The following is a 21,653-nucleotide window of genomic DNA, read 5'->3' as shown; positions in this document are numbered from 1 at the left end:
TACCTCCTTTCAAAATACTTAGTACATATTAATTCGTATTCTTATTTTAATTATATAAACTTTTATTGTATTAGTCAAATTTTTTTTTCATTTTAAGATGTTTTTATTCATATAAGGTTCATATTATGTTATAATATTATTAATTATTAACGATATATAATGCATTATAATATATAAAAGATACATGGAGGTATTTAAATGGCGATAGGAGACAATATAAAAAGATATAGAAAAATAAATAAAATGACTCAAACTGAACTAGCTAATAAATTAAATAAATCATTACGAACTATACAAAAGTATGAATCTAATGAAATAACACCACCACCTAGTGTAGTTAGGTTTATATCGGATATATTCAATATAGATATGAATAAGTTACTAGACATAGAAGATGATGTATATGATGATCTATTAAGTGAATATATAGACCAAAGACTATCAAAAATGAGTATTGACGATATAATAACACTGAAAAATCAACAACTTTATGAAAATGAACTTGAAAACAAAGAATATTTATATGATAAATTAGAGCCAAAACAATTAGAATTACTTTATTTATCAAAAATTAATCAATTAGAAGAGTTTATAAAAATAAAGGATAAAGAAATTGAATCATGTTACAAGTTTATTGATAAACAAGGAGAATTAATAAATAAATTATTAAGTGGTGGTACTGATGGCAAATAAAAGAGCAAACGGAGAAGGGTCTATCGTTAAAAGGATGAGAAATGGAAAGCAAGTAGGATGGAGAGCATCTATAACCATTGGATATAATGATAATGGTAAGCCTATTAGAAAAGAGTTTGAAGGTAAAACACAATCTGACGTTAAAAATAAATTAGAGCAATATAAAAAAGAAATGTTATTAGGTACTATATCAAGTGATGATAAAATAACTGTTAGTGAATGGTTTTATACTTGGTTATATGACCATAGAATACAAGATTTAAAGCCTAAATCATTTGAAAAATACGAGGGAATATATAGGAATTATATAAAAGATAGTGAACTCGGTAAGGTTAAATTAAAAGATTTAAGAGTAACACATATACAAAGATACTATAACAAGCTTCAAAAAGTAGACAATAAACCACCATCAACAATTAAAGGTATTAATACTAGACTTAAACCATGTCTTGGAGAGGCTGAAAAACAAGGATATATTCAAAAAAATTATTGTAAAATGGTTACATTACCTAAGGATAATAATACTAAGACTATAAAAGTATTAAGCAAAGAAGAACAACAAAAATTTATAGAAGCTATAAAAGGCCATAAGTTAGAAATGTTATTCCTGGTGGCACTTGGTACTGGATTAAGATTAGGAGAGTTATTAGGGTTAAAATGGTCTGATATAGATTTTAATACTGGTATGCTAACTGTAAATAGAACTTTATCAAGAAGTAAAAATCCAGTTACTGGAGTATATGAAATATTAGAGCAAACTCCAAAAACTAAAAATAGTAATAGGACTATACCAATACCTAATGATATATTAAATAAACTTAAAGAACATAAGAAAAACCAAAATAAACAAAGGTTATTTATTGGAGAAGCTTATATCAATAATAATTATGTATTTACTGATGATATAGGTAATAGTATTGATGATAAAAGGCCTGGAAGAAATCTAACATCAATATTAAAAAAATTAAATATAGAGCCTATTAAATTTCATGCTTTAAGACATACTTATGCTACTAGATTATTTGAAGCTAATATCCCACCTAAAACAGTCCAAATATTAATGGGTCATTATGATATTAGTATTACCATGGATATATATACTCATGTAATGGATGATACAAAACTTGAAGCCGTTGAGAAACTTAATAGTATATTTATAATATAGAGCCATTTAATAGATGGTTTCTTTTTTTATGCTTAATACCAATAATAATAATGGTCGTGGTATTCCTGGTTTTAGTTTTTTTAAGATATATATTATATATAAAGATAGTTTAAAGATAGTATAAAGACACTATAAAGATACTTTGAAGATACTTATACATTTTCTAAACACTAGTAATTCCAATATGTAAAGATACTTTGAAGATAGTAAAGATACTTTTTTCAACTTTTTAAAAAAAATTAAATAATTAATTACTTAACCTACTCCGCATACAAAACCAGGAAAGGCCACCATCACTATAATTATTATGGTAAAAATAAGCCTAAAAATATCTAGTTGTGGGCATGTTGTGGGGAAAACTATAAAATAAAAGGAACTACCAAAGGTTAAACCTCAGTAATTCCAATTATTGTAGCCATTATTATTATATAATTGGTGGAGACGAGGGGAGTCGAACCCCTGTCCGCAAGTCTTTTCCCTGTTGCATCTACGTGTGTAGCCAACTGTACTAAAGTCTCGTCTCACACATCGCCCAGCGGCAGGCTATGTGATTGACCAGTCCCAATTAGTCCGCTTTTGGTCGAGACACCCCAAAAGTAGTTCCCTGCATAAATGACGACCAGGCCTAACCGGCAGGAGGGCGAGGCGGGTCGAGCAGCATTATTAAGCTGCTAAAGCGTAATTATCGTTTGCGTTTATTTTAAGTTCCCCAGTTTTTACGTGACCCAGAGTAACACGACACGCAGCCCCAAGTTCCAAACCCACGTCGAAACCTTTACGCCCCCGTGGTAAGTTTAAAGTCCTTGGACTGTTTTCGCAAACTTTTTTATTCACCATTTATATTAAGTTGTTGTATTTATATATTAATACTTTTTAGTATTAAAATCAAATGTTATTTAGTGGATTATTTAGTATTTTCCTCTAAGCTCTCTTTCTATAGTTCTTTGAGCATCTTTTTTAGCTAAGTCTTGACGTTTATCGTGTAACTTTTTACCTTTTGCTAAAGCTAATTCAACTTTAACTTTACCATTTTTAAGATACATGCTTAAAGGAATTAATGAGTATCCTTTAACTGTTGTAGCCCCTATAAGCTTTCTTATTTCATGCTTATGAAGTAACAATTTTCTTACTCTTAAAGGGTCAACATTAAATCTGTTTCCTTGCTCGTATGGGCTTATATGAACTTGTTTTATAAATACTTCGCTATTATCTACAGATGCATATCCATCAGTTAAGTTTACTTTTCCTTGTCTGATTGATTTTACTTCTGTACCTTTTAATTCGATACCACATTCATAAGTTTCTTCTATAAAATACTCATGTCTTGCTTTTCTGTTTGTAGCTAATGTTTTAGTTCCTGCCATACGTTCACCTTCTTACTTTAAATTCTTATTTATTATATGTTCTATTAGTAAAAATATACCATATTTGTACTTATTAGTCAAGTTTACTAGTTTAATATAGGGCGTCGGGAAAACCGACACCTTATATTTTTTAAAAAATTTCTTATTCTTCTATCTCATCAAAAGGTTTATCTTGCTCTTCAACTTGTGGTCTATCTTCTAATTTGTAAAGTATCTTAAAGTCTATTTCTCTTAAATCTACATTTACATTGTCAACTTTTATTCTAACAGGATCACCTATTCTATATGTCTTTCTTGTACGCTCTCCTATTATAGTATATGTCATTTCGTCATAAATATAATAGTCATCACCCATATTTGCAAGTCTAGATAATCCTTCAACAGTGTTAGGTAATTCTATAAACATACCAAATGAAGTTACACTTGATACAACTCCGTCAAATTCTTCTCCAACCTTATCTTCCATATAAACAGCTTTGTAATAGTCTTTAACATCTCTTTCAGCTAAGTCCGCAGCTCTTTCTCTTTCTGATGATTGAGTTGATGCATAGTCTACTATATTTACAAGTTGTTCTTGTCTTTTCTTATTTATTTTATTATTTAAATGTTCCTTCATTATTCTGTGTATTTGAAGGTCTGGATATCTTCTTATTGGAGAAGTAAAGTGGCTATAGTACTTAGCTGCTAATCCAAAGTGTCCGCTACATTCTGGTGAATATCTAGCTTGCTTTAATGAACGTAGCATTATTGTACTTATAGCTTCTTCTTCTCTTTTTCCTTTTATTGCATTTATTATTGATTGTAGTGCTTTTGGATGAACTTCTTCTAATTCACCTTTTATAGTATATCCAAATGTAGATACAAACTTGCCTAGTTCTTGCATTTTTTCAGGCGATGGAGTTTCATGTATTCTGTAAACAAAAGGTATATTTAACCAGAAATAATGTTCTGCTACTGTTTCATTTGTTATAAGCATGAACTCTTCTATTATTCTATTAGATATTCTTCTTTCGTATTCTTTTATATCAGAAACTTTGCCTTCTGGAGTTAATATTATTTTAGCTTCTGGGAAGTCAAAATCTATTGCTCCTCTTTTACTTCTTCTATCCATTAATATTCTTGCTAATACTTCAGCAGTTTTAAAATCTTCTGCTACATGAGAATATTTAGCCTTTAATTCTTCATCATCATTCTCTAGTATGTCTGATACTTCTGTATAAGTCATTCTAGCTTTAGAATTTATTATTGTTTCTTTTATATCGTATTGTTTTACATTACCTTTTCTATCTATTTCCATAAATACTGATAATGTAAGTTTATCTTCATGAGGATTTAAACTACAAACTCCATTTGAAAGAGTTTTCGGTAACATTGGGATTACTGTATCTACTAAGTAAACAGATGTTGCTCTTTTTAAGGCTTCTTTATCTAATTTACTTTTTTCATGTACATAATGTGTAACGTCTGCAATGTGAACACCTAATTTGAAGTTTCCGTTAGATAATCTTTCTATAGATATTGCGTCATCTAAGTCTTTTGCATCTTCACCATCTATAGTGAATATATTTAAATCTCTTATATCTAATCTTCTATCAATTTCTTCTTGTGGTATTGGTACTGCTACTTTTTGAGCTTCTTCTAATACCTTTTTAGGAAATTCTTCAGGAAGCCCATGTGCTCTTATTATAGAAAGTATTTCAACTTCCTTTTCACCTTTTGGCCCTAATACTTCTATTATTTTACCTTCTGGCTTTCTTCCAGCTTGTGGCCATATAGTTATTTGAACAACAACTTTATCTCCGTCTTTTGCTCCACTGAAGTATTTTTTAGGTATATATATATCTTGATTGAATTTCTTTTCATCGGCAATTACGAATCCAAAAGTTTTGTTTGATTGGAATTCACCAACTACTTTAGTTATTTCTCTTTCAAGTACTTTTATTATTGCACCTTCTGCTCTTCTTTCATCAGTTGCAGGTTTTGTTATTTCTGCTACAACTCTATCGTTGTGCATAGCACCATTTACATCAGCTGCTGGTATAAATAAGTCTTGTGTGTATTCTTCGTCTGACTCAACAAATCCGAATCCTTTCCTATGAGCTACGAATTTACCTACGAAGTACCCCATTGATTTAGGTGATGCTATTTTTCCTTTTTTAGTTTTTCCTATGTATCCGTCTTCTTCTAATTCTTCTAAGAAATTATAAAACATAGGCATCTCTGTTGGATGTATGTCAAATATTAAAGCTAGTTCTTCCTTTTTTAAAGGTGTATATGCTGGATCATTTATTAGTCCTAATAAACGTTCTTTAAGTCCAGGTAACATTTATTATCCTCCTATTTTTTATGATTAAATTCGCTTAAGTTAAACTATATGTTGATAAGATATTATATATATCTTGTTCAAGCTTAGCTATTTGAATTTATACGCTATTATTTTAATAATTAATCTGTTGTGCTAGTTAATCTCTATACATATTGAAAATGCTATACAGTATTTTTTAATAATTCACTTTTATACAATTAGCCCTAGTAATTTCAATGACTAAATTTAACTAGCACAAGGAGTTAATTACTTATTACTATATTATTCCTATCTTTTAATCATTATACACCAATAAAATTGTTTGGTAAATTTTAGAGTAATAATAATTTAAACTTTATTCTTTATATAAATTTATTTACTGTTTATTTCTAAATCACCTATATTGCATTTTATATTTATGTTATTAAAAGGATTATCTCCAACTTTAGCAATTATATTTTTTTTATTTTGTTTAAAATCTCCAAACTCCAAATCAGTGTCAAAATCTCCAATATTATACTTTGCATTTAAATTAAAGTTGCAATCTTTATTTAAAAATATATCTACATCACCTGTGTTTGATTCTATATATATGTCCCCACCAATTTCATTTATATTACATTCTATATCTCCTATATTTGACCTTATATCACCAAAACCATTTAATCTCTTAATATCAATATCACCAACATTAGTCTGTATATAATATTTTGTTACGTAAATATTTGCTATATCTATGTCTCCTGTAGCTACATGTGATATAAATTCATTACAAACTATATTGAAATTTATATTTAAATCACCTGTATTTTGATTTATTTCAAGCTTTTCTAAATTAAAAGGAGATTCAATGTATACGTCTCCTAATTCATTATTTAATACTAAATTATTTCTATAATCTTTTGGTAAATAAATCTCTACTGTTCTATATATATTATTAAATTTTTTTCTAACATTTATTTCGTTCCTTGATACTTCTATCGTATTTCCATTTTTAGATACTTTTAGTTTTTCATCATTCTCTAATTTATAATTAGATTTTTCTATTATTTTTACATATTTTTCATTACTTTCTGACACTATTACTGTGTCTATACTTAAATCAAATTTAATTTCTTTTATATCATCTATCTTTGATGTATATTCATTAATTTCTTTTATCTCACCTTGACTTAGGTGCTTAAAAATTCCATAGTTCCTAAAGTCTATAAGGTTAGATAATCTATCGAAAATATAAAATTTACTATTTGAAGTACAATTTATTAGAAGTCCAATTAAAACTACCGTTATTACTGACCATATTGCAATTCTTAATTTAGCATTGCTATTTCTCATGTAATTTCGTCTCCTTCAAATCAAAATATGCTCTTATTATTTTTTTTATAGCTCCTCCAATTAAAAATATTACCCATGATACTCCCCAGTTTCCATAATAAAAGCTAACTATAAAATAAATTACTACGGTTAATGAATCTACTACTGAAAGTATTGATCTCTCTCCGTCTCTATCTAATTCTTTTTCAGATTTCCATTCTTTAAATTCTTCATATAGTTCATCATCAATATCAATATATCTTGGTTTTGTATTTGAGTTATATATTAAAAGACCTGTGGCTACGGCTATCATCGAAAGTAAAATACCTACACCTAAAATAGCAAATGTGTCACCCCCTAAAGTCCCTAAAATTATCAAAGGTACTGGACATAATATATACATAGCAACTGCAATTGCTATTATTAATGCCGATTTTTTCTTATATTCTTTTTCTTCTTTTATAAAAAAATAATTATCTTGTATCAGTTTATCTATATTATCTACATTTGAAATCGACTTATTATAAGCACTTTCCTCGTCTAATCCCATTTCTATTAAATTATTATAATTCTCATTTATGTTTAAAAAAATTTCTTCTTTTAATTCATATATTCTTCTAGTCTTAGGTGCATCTTGAAACAAGCTATCTACATATTGCTTTATTCTTGTATTCATATCTATTCCCCCAATTTTTAATTAAATTAAACTATAAATAATCTATTTTTTCTGTTCATATTCTTTTCTACCGCCTGCGGTTTATAATGAGGTATCTTCTAATAATATATAATATATAAATATCTTTCTTTTAGTTACACATATAAAATTCATATTCTACTATCATAAGTAGTTTTTCTTAGTTATATTTTGCAACACAAAAACAACCACGCATATACGTGGTTGTCCTTTTAAAAACTAAATTTAATTCTTAAAAATAAATAAATTAAATAATGGCCAATTATTTAACTAAAAGCATAGCTATTGCATTTATAAAGAATAATACTGCTGCTATTTTTGTCATCCTTCCAAGGAATGCTTCTTTTCCCTTTGGTTTGAAGTAGCTTTGGTTTCCTTCTCCACCATATTGCGAAGGAACTGCACTCTTTGTATCTTGTGGCATTATACTTAATATAAGAACTATTGCTAGTACTACTTGCACTCCCATTAGTATATTACTTATGTTCATATATCCACCTCCTAATCTTTAGTTTATAAAATTGTTTCATACTTTAATATATCACACTAATGTAGTCAATTCAAGGTATGTAGCCTAAAATTAACCTTTGCTTCAATATATTAGCAACAGTATAATATACAAATAATCCCTATACAAATATACTGTATAGGGATTATTATTTAAAATTTATTTTTAAATAATATTAAATTCTATAATTAATTTATTTTACAAGAACAGATTCTTTCTTTAAGTTGTAGAAAGAATTCATTCCACAGTATCTAGCTTGCTCTCCAACCATTTCTTCTATTCTTAATAATTGGTTGTATTTAGCAACTCTATCAGTTCTTGATGGAGCACCAGTTTTTATTTGTCCAGCGTTTACAGCTACTGCTAAGTCAGCTATAGTTGTATCTTCTGTTTCTCCTGATCTGTGAGATATAACTGCAGTGTATCCAGCTCTCTTAGCCATTTCTATAGCATCTAAAGTTTCAGTTATTGTACCTATTTGGTTAACTTTTATTAATATAGAGTTAGCAACACCAGCTTCTATTCCTCTTTCTAATCTTTCTGTGTTAGTAACGAATAAGTCGTCTCCAACTAATTGTACTTTCTTTCCTAATCTTTCAGTTAATACTTTCCATCCATCCCAGTCTTCTTCATCTAAACCGTCTTCTATTGTTACTATTGGGAAGTTGTTAACCCACTCTTCGTATAAATCAACCATTTGTTCAGCAGTTAATTTTTTACCTTCGTGTTTTAAATCATAAAGTTTAGTTTCTTTATCGTACATTTCTGTAGCAGCAACGTCAAGACCTAATCTTACGTCATCTCCTGGCTTGTATCCAGCTTTTTCTATAGCTTCAACTATTAATTCTAAAGCTTCTCTGTTTGATCCTAAGTTTGGAGCGAATCCACCTTCGTCACCTACACCACAAGCTAATCCTCTATCTGAAAGAACTTTCTTTAATGAGTGGAATACTTCTGCACCCATTCTTAATCCTTCTCTGAATGACTTAGCTCCTACTGGTAATATCATGAACTCTTGAACGTCAACACTGTTATCAGCATGTTCTCCACCGTTTAATATGTTCATCATTGGTACTGGTAATTGCTTAGCGTTAACTCCACCTATGTATTGGAATAATGGTAATCCTAATTCTTCAGCAGCCGCTCTAGCAACAGCCATAGAAACACCAAGTATTGCATTAGCCCCTAATTTACCTTTGTTGTGAGTTCCATCTAATTCTATCATTAAAGCATCTACTGCAGGTTGATCAAAAGCATCCATTCCTTCTAATTCTGGAGCTATTATTTCATTTACGTTAGCAACAGCCTTTTCTACACCTTTTCCTATGTATCTTCCTTTGTCACCATCTCTTAATTCAACTGCTTCGAAAGCTCCTGTAGAAGCTCCTGATGGAACTATAGCTCTTCCTACTGCTCCACTTTCTAATGCTACTTCAACCTCTACAGTTGGGTTCCCTCTTGAATCTAATACTTCTCTTGCATATACTAATTCTATAACTGACATATTTATATCTCCTCTCCAAATTATATATTAAATTAAATTACATTGTATTAAAATTTATTTGATGGGTAAATTTTAAATTTATGTAATTTATCATTTTTATAAACTTTATTTTATTAAAGAGTGACCAGTCATTTGTTCTGGTTGCTCTAAGTTCATCATATCTAAGATTGTAGGTGCAATATCTGATAACCTACCATCTTCTTTTAATTTTGCATCTTTTAATTCTTCCCCTACTACCATAAATGGTACTGGATTAGTTGAGTGAGCTGTTACAGTTGACTCTGTATTTGCATCCCACATATACTCTGCGTTACCATGGTCAGCAGTTATTATTGCCTTCCCACCTTTAGAAAGTATTTTATCTACTACTTTTCCTACGCAAGTATCAACAGCTTCTACAGCTTTAACAGCTGCTTTTATAACACCTGTATGCCCTACCATATCAGGATTAGCGTAGTTTACTACGATTAAATCATATCTATCTTCATCTATTTTAGATAATAATTTATCTGTTAATTCATAAGCACTCATCTCTGGTTGTAAGTCATAAGTTGCAACCTTTGGAGATGGAACTAATAATCTATCTTCACCATCATTTGGTTCTTCTACTCCACCATTAAAGAAGAATGTAACGTGAGCATACTTTTCAGTTTCAGCAGCTCTTAATTGGCTCTTCCCTTTTGACGATAAATATTCACCTAATGTATTTTCTAAACTTTGTGGTTTAAATGCTACATTTACATTTTTTATAGTTACATCGTATGTAGTTAAGCATACGAAGAATGTCTTCATGTTTGGTCTTTCAAATCCAGCAAAATCAGTATCAACTATAGCTCTAGTTATTTCTCTAGCTCTATCTGGTCTAAAGTTACCAAATACTATAGAATCATCTTCTTTTATAAGTCCTAATGGCTTACCATCTTCAACTATAACTGTAGGAACAATGAACTCATCATTTTTGTCCTCAGCATAAGATTTTTCTATTGCTTCTTTAGCAGAAGTTGCTGTATTTCCTTTTCCATTAACCATAGCTTCATATGCAAGGCATACTCTTTCCCATCTCTTATCTCTGTCCATAGCATAGTATCTACCAGAAAGTGAAGCTATTTTTCCTACTCCAACTTCCTTCATGTAGTTTTCTACATCTTCTACAAATTCCAGAGCACTTCTTGGATCTACGTCTCTTCCATCTGTAAATGCATGAACAAATACATTTTCTACGCCATTTTCTTTAGCCATTTTTATTAAAGCTTTTAAATGGTCTATATGAGAGTGTACTCCACCATTAGATAATAATCCCATTAAGTGAAGAGAATGTTCTTTTGCATTTTCCATAGCCTTTAGTAAAACTTCATTTTTGAAGAAATCTCCATCTTCTATAGCTTTACTAACTCTAGTTAAATCTTGATATACTATTCTTCCTGCACCGATGTTAGTATGACCAACTTCTGAGTTACCCATTTGTCCATCTGGAAGACCTACATCAAGTCCACTAGCTTGAATTAATGTATGAGGATATTCATTCATTATTTTATCTAAATTAGGTGTATTTGAAGATGCTATAGCATTTCCATCAAGGTTTTTGCTTTCTCCAAATCCATCCATTATTATTAAAGCAACTGGTTTTTTCATATATGTATCTCCTTAGAAATTAACAAGCTTTACATAATCATTAGCTTCTAAACTAGCTCCACCTACTAAAGCTCCGTCTATATCACTTTGATTCATTATTTCAGCTACGTTTGAAGGTTTCACACTTCCTCCGTATTGAATTCTAACTTCATTTGCTAATTCTTTGTAAAGATTAGCTACAACTTCTCTTATGTAAGCTATAACATCGTTAGCATCTTCAGATGTTGCAGTTTTTCCAGTTCCTATAGCCCATACTGGTTCGTAAGCTATAACAACCTTAGCTAAATCTTCCTTAGATACATTTTCTAAAGCTTTTTCAACTTGAACTTTACAAACATCTTTAGTGTTTCCTGCTTCTCTTTCTTCTAAAGTTTCTCCAACACATAATATTGGATCTATTCCAACTTCTAATGCTTTTAAAACTTTTTTATTTACAGTTTCATTAGTTTCATTAAAGTATTGTCTTCTTTCAGAATGTCCTATTACTACATAGTCCATATCTAATTCTTTTAACATAAGCGGTGAGATTTCACCTGTGAAAGCACCTTTTTCTTCAAAGTGCATATTTTGTGCACCTATTTTTATATTAGTTCCTTTTGTAGCTTCTTTTAGGTCTTTTAATAATGTGAAAGGTGCACATATAACAGCTTCTACATTATCATTATTCACTTTATCTTTAACATCGTTCACAAATTCTAAAGCCTCTGCTATAGTTTTGTGCATTTTCCAGTTACCTGCTATTATTGGTTTTCTCATTATCTTCCTCCCACTTAAAATTAAATCTTAGAGAAATTTGATAATCAAATTTCTCTGGATTTAATTATTTTATTTTTAAGGTAGCTTTACTTAAAGTAAAACTAAACTGTGGTCAAATTTATATAAACATATTGTACTTTAAAGTACTTTATAGTAATTTACAAATTTATTTGTTATCTAAAGCTACTATACCTGGTAATTCTTTACCTTCTAAGAATTCTAAAGATGCTCCACCACCAGTTGATACATGAGTCATCTTATCTCCAAATCCTAATTGATTTACAGCAGCAGCACTATCTCCACCACCTATTACAGTAGTAGCATCAGTTAAAGCTGCCATAGCTTTAGCAACAGCTAATGTACCATTTGCGAAGTTTTCAAATTCAAATACGCCCATTGGTCCATTCCATACTATTGTTTTAGAAGCGTTTACAGTGTTCACATATTCTTCTATTGTTTTAGGTCCTATATCTAGTCCCATAAATCCTTGAGGTATGTTAGCATCTTCTGTTATAACAGGTTCAACATCAGCGAATTTATCAGCAACAGCATTATCTATTGGTAATAATAATTTAACACCTTTAGCTTTTGCTTTTTCCATCATTTCTTTAGCATATTCTACTTTTTCTTCTTCAACTAAAGAAGTTCCTATTTCATATCCTTGAGCTTTTAAGAATGTATATGCCATTCCTCCACCTATTATTAGGTTATCTACTTTTTCTAATAATTGTTCTATAACAGCTATTTTGTCCGATACCTTTGCTCCCCCTAATATTGCTGTAAAAGGTCTAACAGGATTTTCAACTGCTTCACCTAAGAACTTTAATTCTTTTTGTATTAAGTATCCACAAGCTCTTTCTTCTAAGAATTGCCCTGCACCAACTGTTGAACAGTGTGCTCTATGAGCTGTTCCGAATGCATCATTTACATATACATCAGCAAGTGAAGCTAATTCTTTAGAGAAGTTTTCTTCATTTTTAGTTTCTTCTTTTCTATATCTTGTGTTTTGTAGTAAAACTACATCTCCATTTTCCATCTTTTCTATTGCTGCTTTTGCATTTTCCCCAACAACATTATCATCTGCAGCAAATACTACTTCTTTGTTTAACATTTCAGATAATCTTTTTGCAACTGGTGCTAAAGATAATTCTGGTTTAGCTTCCCCTTTTGGTTTTCCTAAGTGAGAGCATAATATAACTTTCGCTCCATTTTCTATTAAATATTTTATAGTTGGAAGTGCTCCATTTAATCTATTTTCATCTGTTATAACACCGTCTTTTAATGGAACGTTGAAATCACATCTTACTAAAACTTTTTTTCCGTTTACATTTATATCTTCTATTGTTTTTTTATTAAGCATTGACATCGTTATCTCTCCTCTCAAAAAGAAACCCTAATGGTAAAAATTCATAATACTTTTTATTTAATATATCTACTCTTTCTTAAAAAAGTCCGTAATTTGTAGCAAAGCGCTACAAACTCGGACTTATATGAAATTACTTAGCTAAGTTAGCGAAGTATCCTAATGTTCTTATTAATTGAGCTGTATAAGACATTTCATTATCATACCATGAAACAACCTTAACTAATTGCTCTCCATTTACTTCCATAACTCTTGTTTGAGTTGCATCGAATAATGAACCAAAGTTCATACCTACTATGTCAGAAGAAACTAATGGCTCTTCAGTATATCCGAATGATTCATTAGAAGCAGCTTTCATAGCAGCGTTTATTTCTTCTACAGTAACTTTCTTATCTAATGTACAAACTAATTCAGTTAAAGAACCAGTTATAACTGGAACTCTTTGAGCTCCTCCGTCTAATTTACCTTTTAATTCAGGTATAACTAAACCTATAGCTTTTGCAGCCCCTGTAGTGTTAGGAACTATGTTAGAAGCAGCAGCTCTAGCTCTTCTTAAGTCACCTTTTCCATGAGGTGCATCTAATGTATTTTGGTCATTAGTGTATGCATGTATTGTAGTCATGAATCCTTTTTGTAATCCAAATACATCATTTAATGTTTTAGCCATTGGCGCTAAACAGTTAGTTGTACAAGAAGCTCCTGATATAACTGTTTCACTACCATCTAATACATCATGGTTTACATTGAATACTACAGTTTTTAAATCTCCTGTAGCTGGTGCAGATATAACTACTTTCTTAGCTCCAGCTTGTAAGTGAAGTCCAGCCTTCTCTTGAGAAGTGAAGAATCCAGTACATTCTAATACTATATCTACTCCTAATTCAGCCCATGGTAAGTCAGCTGGATTTCTTTCAGCAGTAACTTTTATTTCTTGCCCATTAACTACGAAAGCTCCTTCTTTAACTTCTATTTCCCCATTAAATCTTCCTTGAGCAGAATCATACTTGAATAAGTGAGCTAAAGTCTTAGCGTCTGTTAAATCATTTATAGCAACAACTTCAAATTTATCTGTTTGCTCCATTAACTTTCTTAAAGCTAATCTTCCTATTCTCCCAAAACCATTTATAGCAACTTTAACCATTTTACTTCCTCCTAATATGTATAATATATTTTACTAGCATTGCTAGTGATTGACATTTATTGTTCTAATATAGCCTTTGCACTTTCTTCATCAGTAACAAGAACTATATTTTTATTTACATTAGATAATGCAATTAAGGCATTTGCTTTTCTTTTACCTGCAAATATAGCAATACTTTCTTCAACATTTTTAAAAGTTTCCAAATCAATACCAGCAGTATTTAATTTATAAACTATTTCTCCCTTTTCGTTAAAGTAATGACCAAAAGCTTCTCCAACTGCACCTTTTGATATAATTTCATCAACCTTATCTTCTGGCAGTTTTCTTCTTTTTGTCATTTCACTTGCTTTACCTATTGCAAACACTAATACATTTGTTTTTTGTATATAATCTAAGGTATTTTTTATTTCAGGTTCTTGACTAAGTGTTTTCATTGCTTCTTCACCTAGTTCATCCGGTATATTTAGTAATTTATAATTTGAATGTAACTTTTTACTAGTTATAGCTACAATGTTGTTAGATTGAATTTCTACGTCTGTCCCCATACTCCCTCTTGCAGGAACAACCGTTACATCATTGTATCTTTTATCAGTTTTTATGCTATTTGCAAATTCCAACATAGTGCTTCCACCTGTTATGGATACTATATCTCCATCTTTTAAAACACTTAGGAAATATTCTGCTCCACACCTTGCTACATCTTTTATTAAACTATTATTACTATCAAAACTTCCAGATACTAATAAAACCTTTTTTATTCCTAATTTATTTTTTACTTTATCTTGTAATGTAGACAATCCCATAACATCATTTATGACATCTTTGAGTTCATCTAAAAGCTTAATACCTTCATATGTTATGGTCATTCCAGATACTGCAACATCTATAAGCCCTTGATCTTTAAGAAATTCAGTTTCTGATCTAACAACTCTTTCACTTATATCAAGTATATTTGATAGAGTTCTTCTTCCAACTGGTTCACTTAAAGATATTTGTCTAAGTATTGAGTATCTTTTTTCCATAAGTTCAATCACTTGCGGAATAAGTTTTTGTTGTATTTTTAATAAGTCTTTCATTTATTACTCCTTATTACTTAAGGGACAAATACTGTCCCTACTATTTATTTTAGTCCCACAAGATAATTTAATTTTATATTAAATAATTTTATTTTTCAATAGTTTTTCTAATATTTTCATATTTTTTTATAGCTTATATTTATCTCTAATACAGTTTTCTTTTACTTGATGATAATACGCCAAGTTCTTCTCTATATTTCGCAACCGTTCTCCTAGCAACATTAATACCTCTGTCATTGAGTATCTTCGATATTTGATCGTCACTTAATGGTTTTTTCTTATTTTCAGACTTTATCATCTCCTGTATTATTTTTTTTATACTAACACTAGATGTTAAGTTGTCATCATTAGTTTCTAATGCATTACTAAAGAAATATTTAAATTTATATAGCCCAAATGGAGTCATCATGTATTTTTCATTAACACCTCTGCTAATAGTAGACTCATGAAAATCTAAGTTTTGTGCAATATCTTTCATTTTCATAGGCTTAATATACTTCTCTCCCTTTTCAAAAAAATCCTTTTGATTTTTTACAATTTCTTGAGCTATTTTTAATATTGTAGATTTTCTACTTTCTATACTTTTAACTAGTCTTGTTGCAGAATTTAATTTTTCCTTTATATAATTTTTAGCACTTTCATCATACTTTGAATTTTTTAGAATTTCTTCATAGAAATTGCTTATTCTAATTTTCAAATTGTCACTTTCATTTATATAAACTACAAATTCATCTTCTATTTTTTCCACAATAACATCAGGTTGAACATATACACTATTTTCAACAGAACATATTCTCCCTGGCTTTGGATCTAATGTTTTTATTATATCTATAATATTTATACATTTTTGCATAGATATATTATATTTTTTAGTTATTTCTTTATATTTATTTTTCCCAATTAAATCTAAATCTTTATATACTATAGTCTCTAATAACTTATTATCAATTCCTAAATTTCTAATTTGTATTATCAAACACTCTGATAAATTTCTAGCTCCTACACCAATAGGTTCCAATTGTTGTATTATTTCTAAACAGTTTTCAAATCTATCTTTATTTATATTAAATTCATTTATTATCTCTTTTTCATCTATTCTTAAATATCCATCGTCATCTAAACTATCTATTATATAATCACAAATTTCTTTATCTTTTTTGTTAATTTTATATAAATTAATTTGTAAATGTAAATTTTCATATAAATTAGGTGTATTTTTTATAATATTATCTAAATTTAAATCGTTATCTGAATTATAATATAATTCACTTTTATCAATTGGTCGTGAATTCCCAATATCTTTTATGTATTCTTCCCAATTTATTTCATTATTTTTCTCTACTTCTAATAATGGATTATCTTCCGATTCCTTTTTTATTTCTTCCTCTAACTCTAACTTACTCATATTTAATATACTTAAAGATTGTTTTAACTGTGTAGTCATTATAAGCTTCTGAGATTGAGTCAATTCTAGACTATTATTAAAATTCATATCTTCACCTAATAACCTTCCTCTTTTTACATATAAGCTAAATAAAAATTCGCTTCGCTTGAGCGACGTGTCGGCGAAATACTTCATTTCGCCAATGATATATCCTTGCTACCGATACGGATACATCCGTTGCTTTAGCCTCTGTGTGGGCGAAGTATTTCAAAATCTTTTTTACGCTTAAAACCAGTTTATCAAGATTACTTACATTCAAAAGTTATTCACTTTTTTAAATACTCTAACATACTTAAGCATAGAAATTCACTTAACTTTAACCATGTGTCATCGACATATATCGAATACATCTGCAACTAAAAAATAAAAAACCTTATACTAAGCATGCGTTACCATTTATAATAAATCTTCGTACAAGGTTTTTTATTTTATTTAAATTTATATAATTTTTAATATTTTAAAGCTTACATATCTTTTAATATATTTAATAATTCTTCTTCATTATACATATATTTAGAGTTACAGAATTGACAACCTACTTCTGCTTGTTTATCTTCTTCTATTATTTGAGATAAAGCAGTTTTTCCTATAGCTACTAGTGCTTCTTGAACCTTATCTTTGCAGCATTCACATTCAAACTTAACATCTATTTTATCTAGTATTCTAGGTTGTAATCCTTCTAAAACTATATTTAACATATCTTCTGGTGTTTTACCTTCTGATAACATAGTTGTTATTGATTTTAAGTTTTGAATATTTTTTTCTAATTGGCTTATAGATTCTTCAGTTGCATCTGGCATCAGTTGAACTATAAGTCCTCCTGCACACTCTACATGTTGTTCTGTTGTTAAAACACCTAATGCTACTACTGACGGTGTTTGTTCTGATACTGCAAAGTAATGTGTAAAATCTTCAGCTATTTCTCCACTTACTAATGGATAAGCTCCATTATATGGTTCTCTAAGACCTAAATCTTTAATTACTTTAACAACTCCATTAGTACCTACTGCAGCCGCTACATTTAACTTACCATTTTCATAATCAGGTACTTCAACTTTTGGATTTGATACATATCCCTTTACAGTTCCATTTACATCAGATGTAGTAAGTATAGTTCCTATTGGACCTCCACCCTTTATTATAACTGATAATTTATCACCTTTGTTTTTCATCATTAACCCCATCATAGAAGTTGCAGTTAATGTTCTACCAAGTGCTGCTGTTGCAACTTTTGAAGTTTCATGAAGCCTTCTAGCTTCTTCTACCATATTTGTAGTTATTCCTACGAAAGCTCTTATTTGACCATTTGCACCTGTTGCTCTTATTACATAATCTTTCATAAATTGTATTCCTCCATTAGTGATTCTATTTTCTACATACAAAGAATATTCTTTCACTATTTTCTTTTGGATCTTCAAAAGTAAAATCTCCATAAGTCTTCACTGTTGTGAATCCTGATTTTTTAAGCATTTTAAGAACCTCTTTTTCCGTATAAGCTCTTTGTTGATGTACTTCTTCAAATCTTTTAAATCTACCATCTTCTTCTTTTATAAAAAATGCTAATTCCATCTCTACTATATTTTCTTCTTCATCGAAGTAATTTTGCCACATATATGCAACATCTTCTCTATTTTCCCCATACATGTTATTTCCTAATATGGTAGACAATTTATAATATGAACTTATATCAAATATAAATATTCCATCATCTTTTAATAGTTCATGTGCTTTTTCAAATACACTTTCTAATTCATCATCATATGTTAAGTAATTAAATCCATCACATGCACATAATATACAATCTAAATTTGGTACATCAAAATCTAATTCTGCTATATCTTGCTGAAGTAATACTAATTCAATACCTTCTTTTTCTGCTTTTTCTCTTGCAACACTAAGCATCTCATCCGATATATCTATTCCTGCTATATCATAGTTTTTCTTAGTTAAAGGTATAGTTAAATTACCTGTTCCACAAGCAAGTTCTAATATATTTTTCACTTGAACATTTTCATTTTCAATTATATCTTCTATATATTTAACCCATCCGTTGTAATCAACTTCATTCATCAGTTCATCGTATACGAATGCGAAGTCTCTATACTGTTCCATCGTCCTTTTTCGCTTCCTCCGCCTTTTTCTTTTGCTTTTTCCTTGATGTTAACATTCCACCAATTTTTCCAGCTTCTTTAGCAGTAAGTCCTGCCCACCCTAGCTCTGTAACTTTGTCTATTAGTCCAAGCTCAGATGCAATCTCATATTTCATTATATCATTATCTGTCAATATCTTACTTTTTTTAGACTTTGTTGCACTTTTTTTACCTGGTTTATTTAAAATATCTTTTTCCATAAATAATCACCTCTTGTATTTTTAGTTTTATCATATGAATAAAATTTATGCACATATTTAAAGGGGTACAACTTCATTAAATATATCCTTCTGTTAATGGTATATTTTATCAATTTATAAATTTTAACCTTTATTAATCCGTTGTACCTCTTAATCTATTGCATATATTTAAAATACTATATTGCTTTTTAACTATAAAATCACCTAAAAAAATCTAGTATTTTCAATAACTAAATTTACCTATCACAATACATTTATTAATAAGTTGATATAAAAAACTTTTTCAAAATAAGAGATATTTTTATAAAAAAAGTAAATATAAAAAGAGTATCCTGTATTTATGTTTATAAGATACTCTTTTGTATTTAATTTAAATCATAAAAGTAGCTCCATCAAGGGATTGAAAAATTTGAAAGTTAGGTTTATTCCCTAATGCATAGAAACTATATACTCTTCCTGGATTTATAGTAACTCTTATTTGTCTAATTAGTTGACCATTTTCATTTAATACTACATCTACTTGATATGTTTTAGGATCTATATCTGTATATGGAGTTACTTCTTTATATTCAACATCTTCTAAAACCATTTCTTTATCTAATAATATATCTACCGATTTTCCATTCGGAACTAGATGTATAAATCTTACTCTAGATTTATTGCCTGTTGGTATCTCCATTTCTTCTTCGATTGGTAATATGTCTATTGTCTTATCAGACTCTCCTGTAATTGCTATAGTCATTAATTCACCTGGTTTAATTTCCATTTTTCCCGTAGCAATAGGATTTTCCTTTTGATCCCTAGGAAAAACTTCTACCGTATATGCTCCTTCTGGAACATATACATATGGTGTAAAATCTGTAAATTGAACATTATAAAAAAATGGACTTCCATTTAAGTATATATCTACAACGTCTTCACCTACTACTGCATGCAAGGCTCTAACTAAAGAGTAATTTTCATTAAAATTTCTCACTTTGTATCCCCCTTAAATTTAAAATATCATACTACTATCATAATATTAAGCCTTTACCCATTTTGACACTATTTAAATTTCCTATATATTTGTATCTCTTATTTCTATTTCTGTACCTTCTGGCGCCTTTATTTTAAATAACTTTTCTCCCTCAACCTCATATACAATTTGTCCATTTTTTAATTTAAACTCTGTATATCCTAACTCCTTAATTCTCTCATATTCTTTTTGAACATCATCAACTAAAAAACCTAAATGTACAGGTCCTGCGTTTGATGAACTCCATTTATGTAAAGTATCATTAGCTTTAGCAGTTTGTAACTCTATCATAAATTCTCCATATTTTATCCAAGTGTTATAATCTCTAGTATGGAAATTCTTACTTTCTTGAATTATTTTAAATCCTAATATATTTGTATAAAAATCTAATGATTCCTTATATTTATCGGTTTGAATACACACATGATGTAACATTTTTATCATTATTTTAATCCTCCTCATAGTTTTTCAGTATTTATTTTATACACATAGTCACGACTATAATGTTATTATGTGTACAATTTTATTTGCTAATATTAATAATTATCTATTATTTTTTATTTTAAGAAATATATTTTTCTTATATTATAATACTTACGTTTTATACATCTATGCACTATCTAAAAGTTATACATATTTATTAGATAATTTACTTAAAATTAACTTAGGCCATATCCATTTATCTACTTATACAAAAAAAGTTACTCATTATGAGCAACTTTTTTTATCTATCTTCATTTGTAACATTAAATACATAAGGTATATTTCTATAGTAGTCCCCGTAGTTTAATCCGTATCCTACAACAAATTTATCCTCTATTTCAAATCCACAGTAGTCAGGTACTAATTCTACCTTTCTTCTACTTGGCTTATCAAGTAATACACAAGATTTTACACTGTTAGGATTTTTAGATTTTAAATGATTTATAACATGATGCATTGTAAGTGCTGTATCTGTTATATCATCAACTATTAATACATCGTATCCTTCTAAATCACAATTAATATCAGATACTACTTTTACATTACCTGTACTTTGTTCTGCATGTCCGTAACTTGAAGTAGTCATAAATTCAATTTTAACTGGCACAGTTATGTTTCTTACTAAGTCTGCACAGAATATAAAGCTTCCCTTTAATAAAGATACTACTAAAAGTTTTTTTCCTTCATAGTCTTTAGATATTTCAGCTCCTAATTCTTTAAGTCTTGATGCTATTTGCTCTTCAGAACATAAAACTTCCCACTTCTTAGTTTCTATATTCATAGTTTAACCCTCCACTAATATGATGATATTATTCATTTTATAGGAGATTAAATAGTTTTGCAAGA

At 29.2% G+C, this 21,653-nt stretch carries 20 protein-coding genes and 1 other RNA gene; 2 read left to right on the top strand and 19 right to left on the bottom strand.

The annotated features are described in order from the left end of the window. Positions 1-198 precede the first annotated feature (198 nt). Together CRIB_RS01020 and CRIB_RS01015 are read left to right on the top strand one after the other, a co-directional pair. The gene (locus CRIB_RS01020; RefSeq protein ID WP_180702722.1) at positions 199-693 is read left to right on the top strand and encodes a helix-turn-helix domain-containing protein; all 495 of its coding nucleotides are present in this window, start codon (positions 199-201) and stop codon (positions 691-693) included. After that, positions 683-1,858, top strand: coding sequence for a tyrosine-type recombinase/integrase (locus tag CRIB_RS01015; protein WP_180702721.1), 1,176 nt, complete (start codon positions 683-685; stop codon positions 1,856-1,858). The genes CRIB_RS01020 and CRIB_RS01015 overlap by 11 nt, the downstream gene beginning before the upstream one ends. A 433-nt stretch (positions 1,859-2,291) precedes the next feature. Here CRIB_RS01015 and ssrA read toward each other — a convergent pair. The 19 genes from ssrA to hpt form a co-directional block, all read right to left on the bottom strand. After that, positions 2,292-2,643: a transfer-messenger RNA gene (ssrA, locus tag CRIB_RS01010) on the bottom strand. 123 nt (positions 2,644-2,766) lie between these two features. Further along, complete coding sequence (smpB, locus tag CRIB_RS01005; RefSeq protein WP_071119183.1) at positions 2,767-3,222, bottom strand: SsrA-binding protein SmpB; 456 nt, start codon at positions 3,220-3,222, stop codon at positions 2,767-2,769. A 142-nt stretch (positions 3,223-3,364) separates the two neighbouring features. After that, positions 3,365-5,548 carry a ribonuclease R gene (gene rnr, locus CRIB_RS01000; protein WP_180702720.1) on the bottom strand — a complete coding sequence of 728 codons (2,184 nt, stop codon included), beginning with the start codon at positions 5,546-5,548 and terminating at the stop codon, positions 3,365-3,367. A 351-nt stretch (positions 5,549-5,899) separates the two neighbouring features. Beyond that, entirely contained in the window at positions 5,900-6,862 is a 963-nt protein-coding gene (locus tag CRIB_RS00995; RefSeq protein WP_180702719.1) for a DUF4097 family beta strand repeat-containing protein, read from the bottom strand. After that, on the bottom strand, positions 6,852-7,517 hold the full coding sequence (locus CRIB_RS00990) for a hypothetical protein (protein WP_180702718.1): 666 nt from the start codon (positions 7,515-7,517) through the stop codon (positions 6,852-6,854). The genes CRIB_RS00995 and CRIB_RS00990 overlap by 11 nt, the downstream gene beginning before the upstream one ends. A 280-nt stretch (positions 7,518-7,797) precedes the next feature. Further along, complete coding sequence (gene secG / locus CRIB_RS00985) at positions 7,798-8,019, bottom strand: preprotein translocase subunit SecG (protein WP_180703629.1); 222 nt, start codon at positions 8,017-8,019, stop codon at positions 7,798-7,800. A gap of 217 nt (positions 8,020-8,236) precedes the next feature. Then, entirely contained in the window at positions 8,237-9,547 is a 1,311-nt protein-coding gene (eno, locus tag CRIB_RS00980; RefSeq protein ID WP_180702717.1) for a phosphopyruvate hydratase, read from the bottom strand. A gap of 105 nt (positions 9,548-9,652) precedes the next feature. Then, positions 9,653-11,179: a 2,3-bisphosphoglycerate-independent phosphoglycerate mutase gene (gpmI, locus tag CRIB_RS00975; RefSeq protein WP_180702716.1), complete on the bottom strand. Its 1,527-nt coding sequence runs from the start codon at positions 11,177-11,179 to the stop codon at positions 9,653-9,655. Positions 11,180-11,191: 12 nt separating this feature from the next. Next, the gene (gene tpiA, locus CRIB_RS00970; protein ID WP_180702715.1) at positions 11,192-11,935 is read right to left on the bottom strand and encodes a triose-phosphate isomerase; all 744 of its coding nucleotides are present in this window, start codon (positions 11,933-11,935) and stop codon (positions 11,192-11,194) included. A 166-nt stretch (positions 11,936-12,101) separates the two neighbouring features. Next, positions 12,102-13,301 (bottom strand): phosphoglycerate kinase, encoded by a 1,200-nt coding sequence (locus CRIB_RS00965; RefSeq protein WP_180702714.1) that lies wholly within the window; start codon positions 13,299-13,301, stop codon positions 12,102-12,104. 130 nt (positions 13,302-13,431) lie between these two features. Beyond that, the gene (gene gap / locus CRIB_RS00960) at positions 13,432-14,439 is read right to left on the bottom strand and encodes a type I glyceraldehyde-3-phosphate dehydrogenase (protein ID WP_180702713.1); all 1,008 of its coding nucleotides are present in this window, start codon (positions 14,437-14,439) and stop codon (positions 13,432-13,434) included. A 56-nt stretch (positions 14,440-14,495) separates the two neighbouring features. Continuing rightward, on the bottom strand, positions 14,496-15,515 hold the full coding sequence (locus CRIB_RS00955; RefSeq protein WP_180702712.1) for a sugar-binding transcriptional regulator: 1,020 nt from the start codon (positions 15,513-15,515) through the stop codon (positions 14,496-14,498). Between the two features lie 145 nt (positions 15,516-15,660). Then, positions 15,661-17,007, bottom strand: a complete 1,347-nt coding sequence (gene rpoN, locus CRIB_RS00950) for an RNA polymerase factor sigma-54 (protein ID WP_180702711.1) — start codon at positions 17,005-17,007, stop codon at positions 15,661-15,663. Between the two features lie 416 nt (positions 17,008-17,423). Next, a complete protein-coding gene (gene hslO, locus CRIB_RS00945) occupies positions 17,424-18,299 on the bottom strand; it encodes an Hsp33 family molecular chaperone HslO (RefSeq protein WP_180703628.1) in 876 nt (291 codons plus the stop codon). 25 nt (positions 18,300-18,324) lie between these two features. Continuing rightward, positions 18,325-19,071 carry a class I SAM-dependent DNA methyltransferase gene (locus CRIB_RS00940; protein WP_180702710.1) on the bottom strand — a complete coding sequence of 249 codons (747 nt, stop codon included), beginning with the start codon at positions 19,069-19,071 and terminating at the stop codon, positions 18,325-18,327. Beyond that, entirely contained in the window at positions 19,058-19,309 is a 252-nt protein-coding gene (locus CRIB_RS00935; RefSeq protein WP_083334976.1) for a small, acid-soluble spore protein, alpha/beta type, read from the bottom strand. The genes CRIB_RS00940 and CRIB_RS00935 overlap by 14 nt, the downstream gene beginning before the upstream one ends. 370 nt (positions 19,310-19,679) lie before the next feature. Then, positions 19,680-20,285: a DUF4397 domain-containing protein gene (locus CRIB_RS00930; protein ID WP_180702709.1), complete on the bottom strand. Its 606-nt coding sequence runs from the start codon at positions 20,283-20,285 to the stop codon at positions 19,680-19,682. An 81-nt stretch (positions 20,286-20,366) separates the two neighbouring features. Then, positions 20,367-20,768 carry a VOC family protein gene (locus CRIB_RS00925; RefSeq protein ID WP_330404896.1) on the bottom strand — a complete coding sequence of 134 codons (402 nt, stop codon included), beginning with the start codon at positions 20,766-20,768 and terminating at the stop codon, positions 20,367-20,369. Positions 20,769-21,048: 280 nt separating this feature from the next. Beyond that, on the bottom strand, positions 21,049-21,588 hold the full coding sequence (gene hpt, locus CRIB_RS00920; protein WP_180702708.1) for a hypoxanthine phosphoribosyltransferase: 540 nt from the start codon (positions 21,586-21,588) through the stop codon (positions 21,049-21,051). Positions 21,589-21,653 lie beyond the last annotated feature (65 nt).

The organism is Romboutsia ilealis (genome assembly GCF_900015215.1).
GTDB lineage: Bacteria > Bacillota > Clostridia > Peptostreptococcales > Peptostreptococcaceae > Romboutsia > Romboutsia ilealis.
The sequence above is the reverse complement of the archived record's forward strand: the minus strand, read 5'-3'. Positions and strand labels throughout refer to the sequence as shown.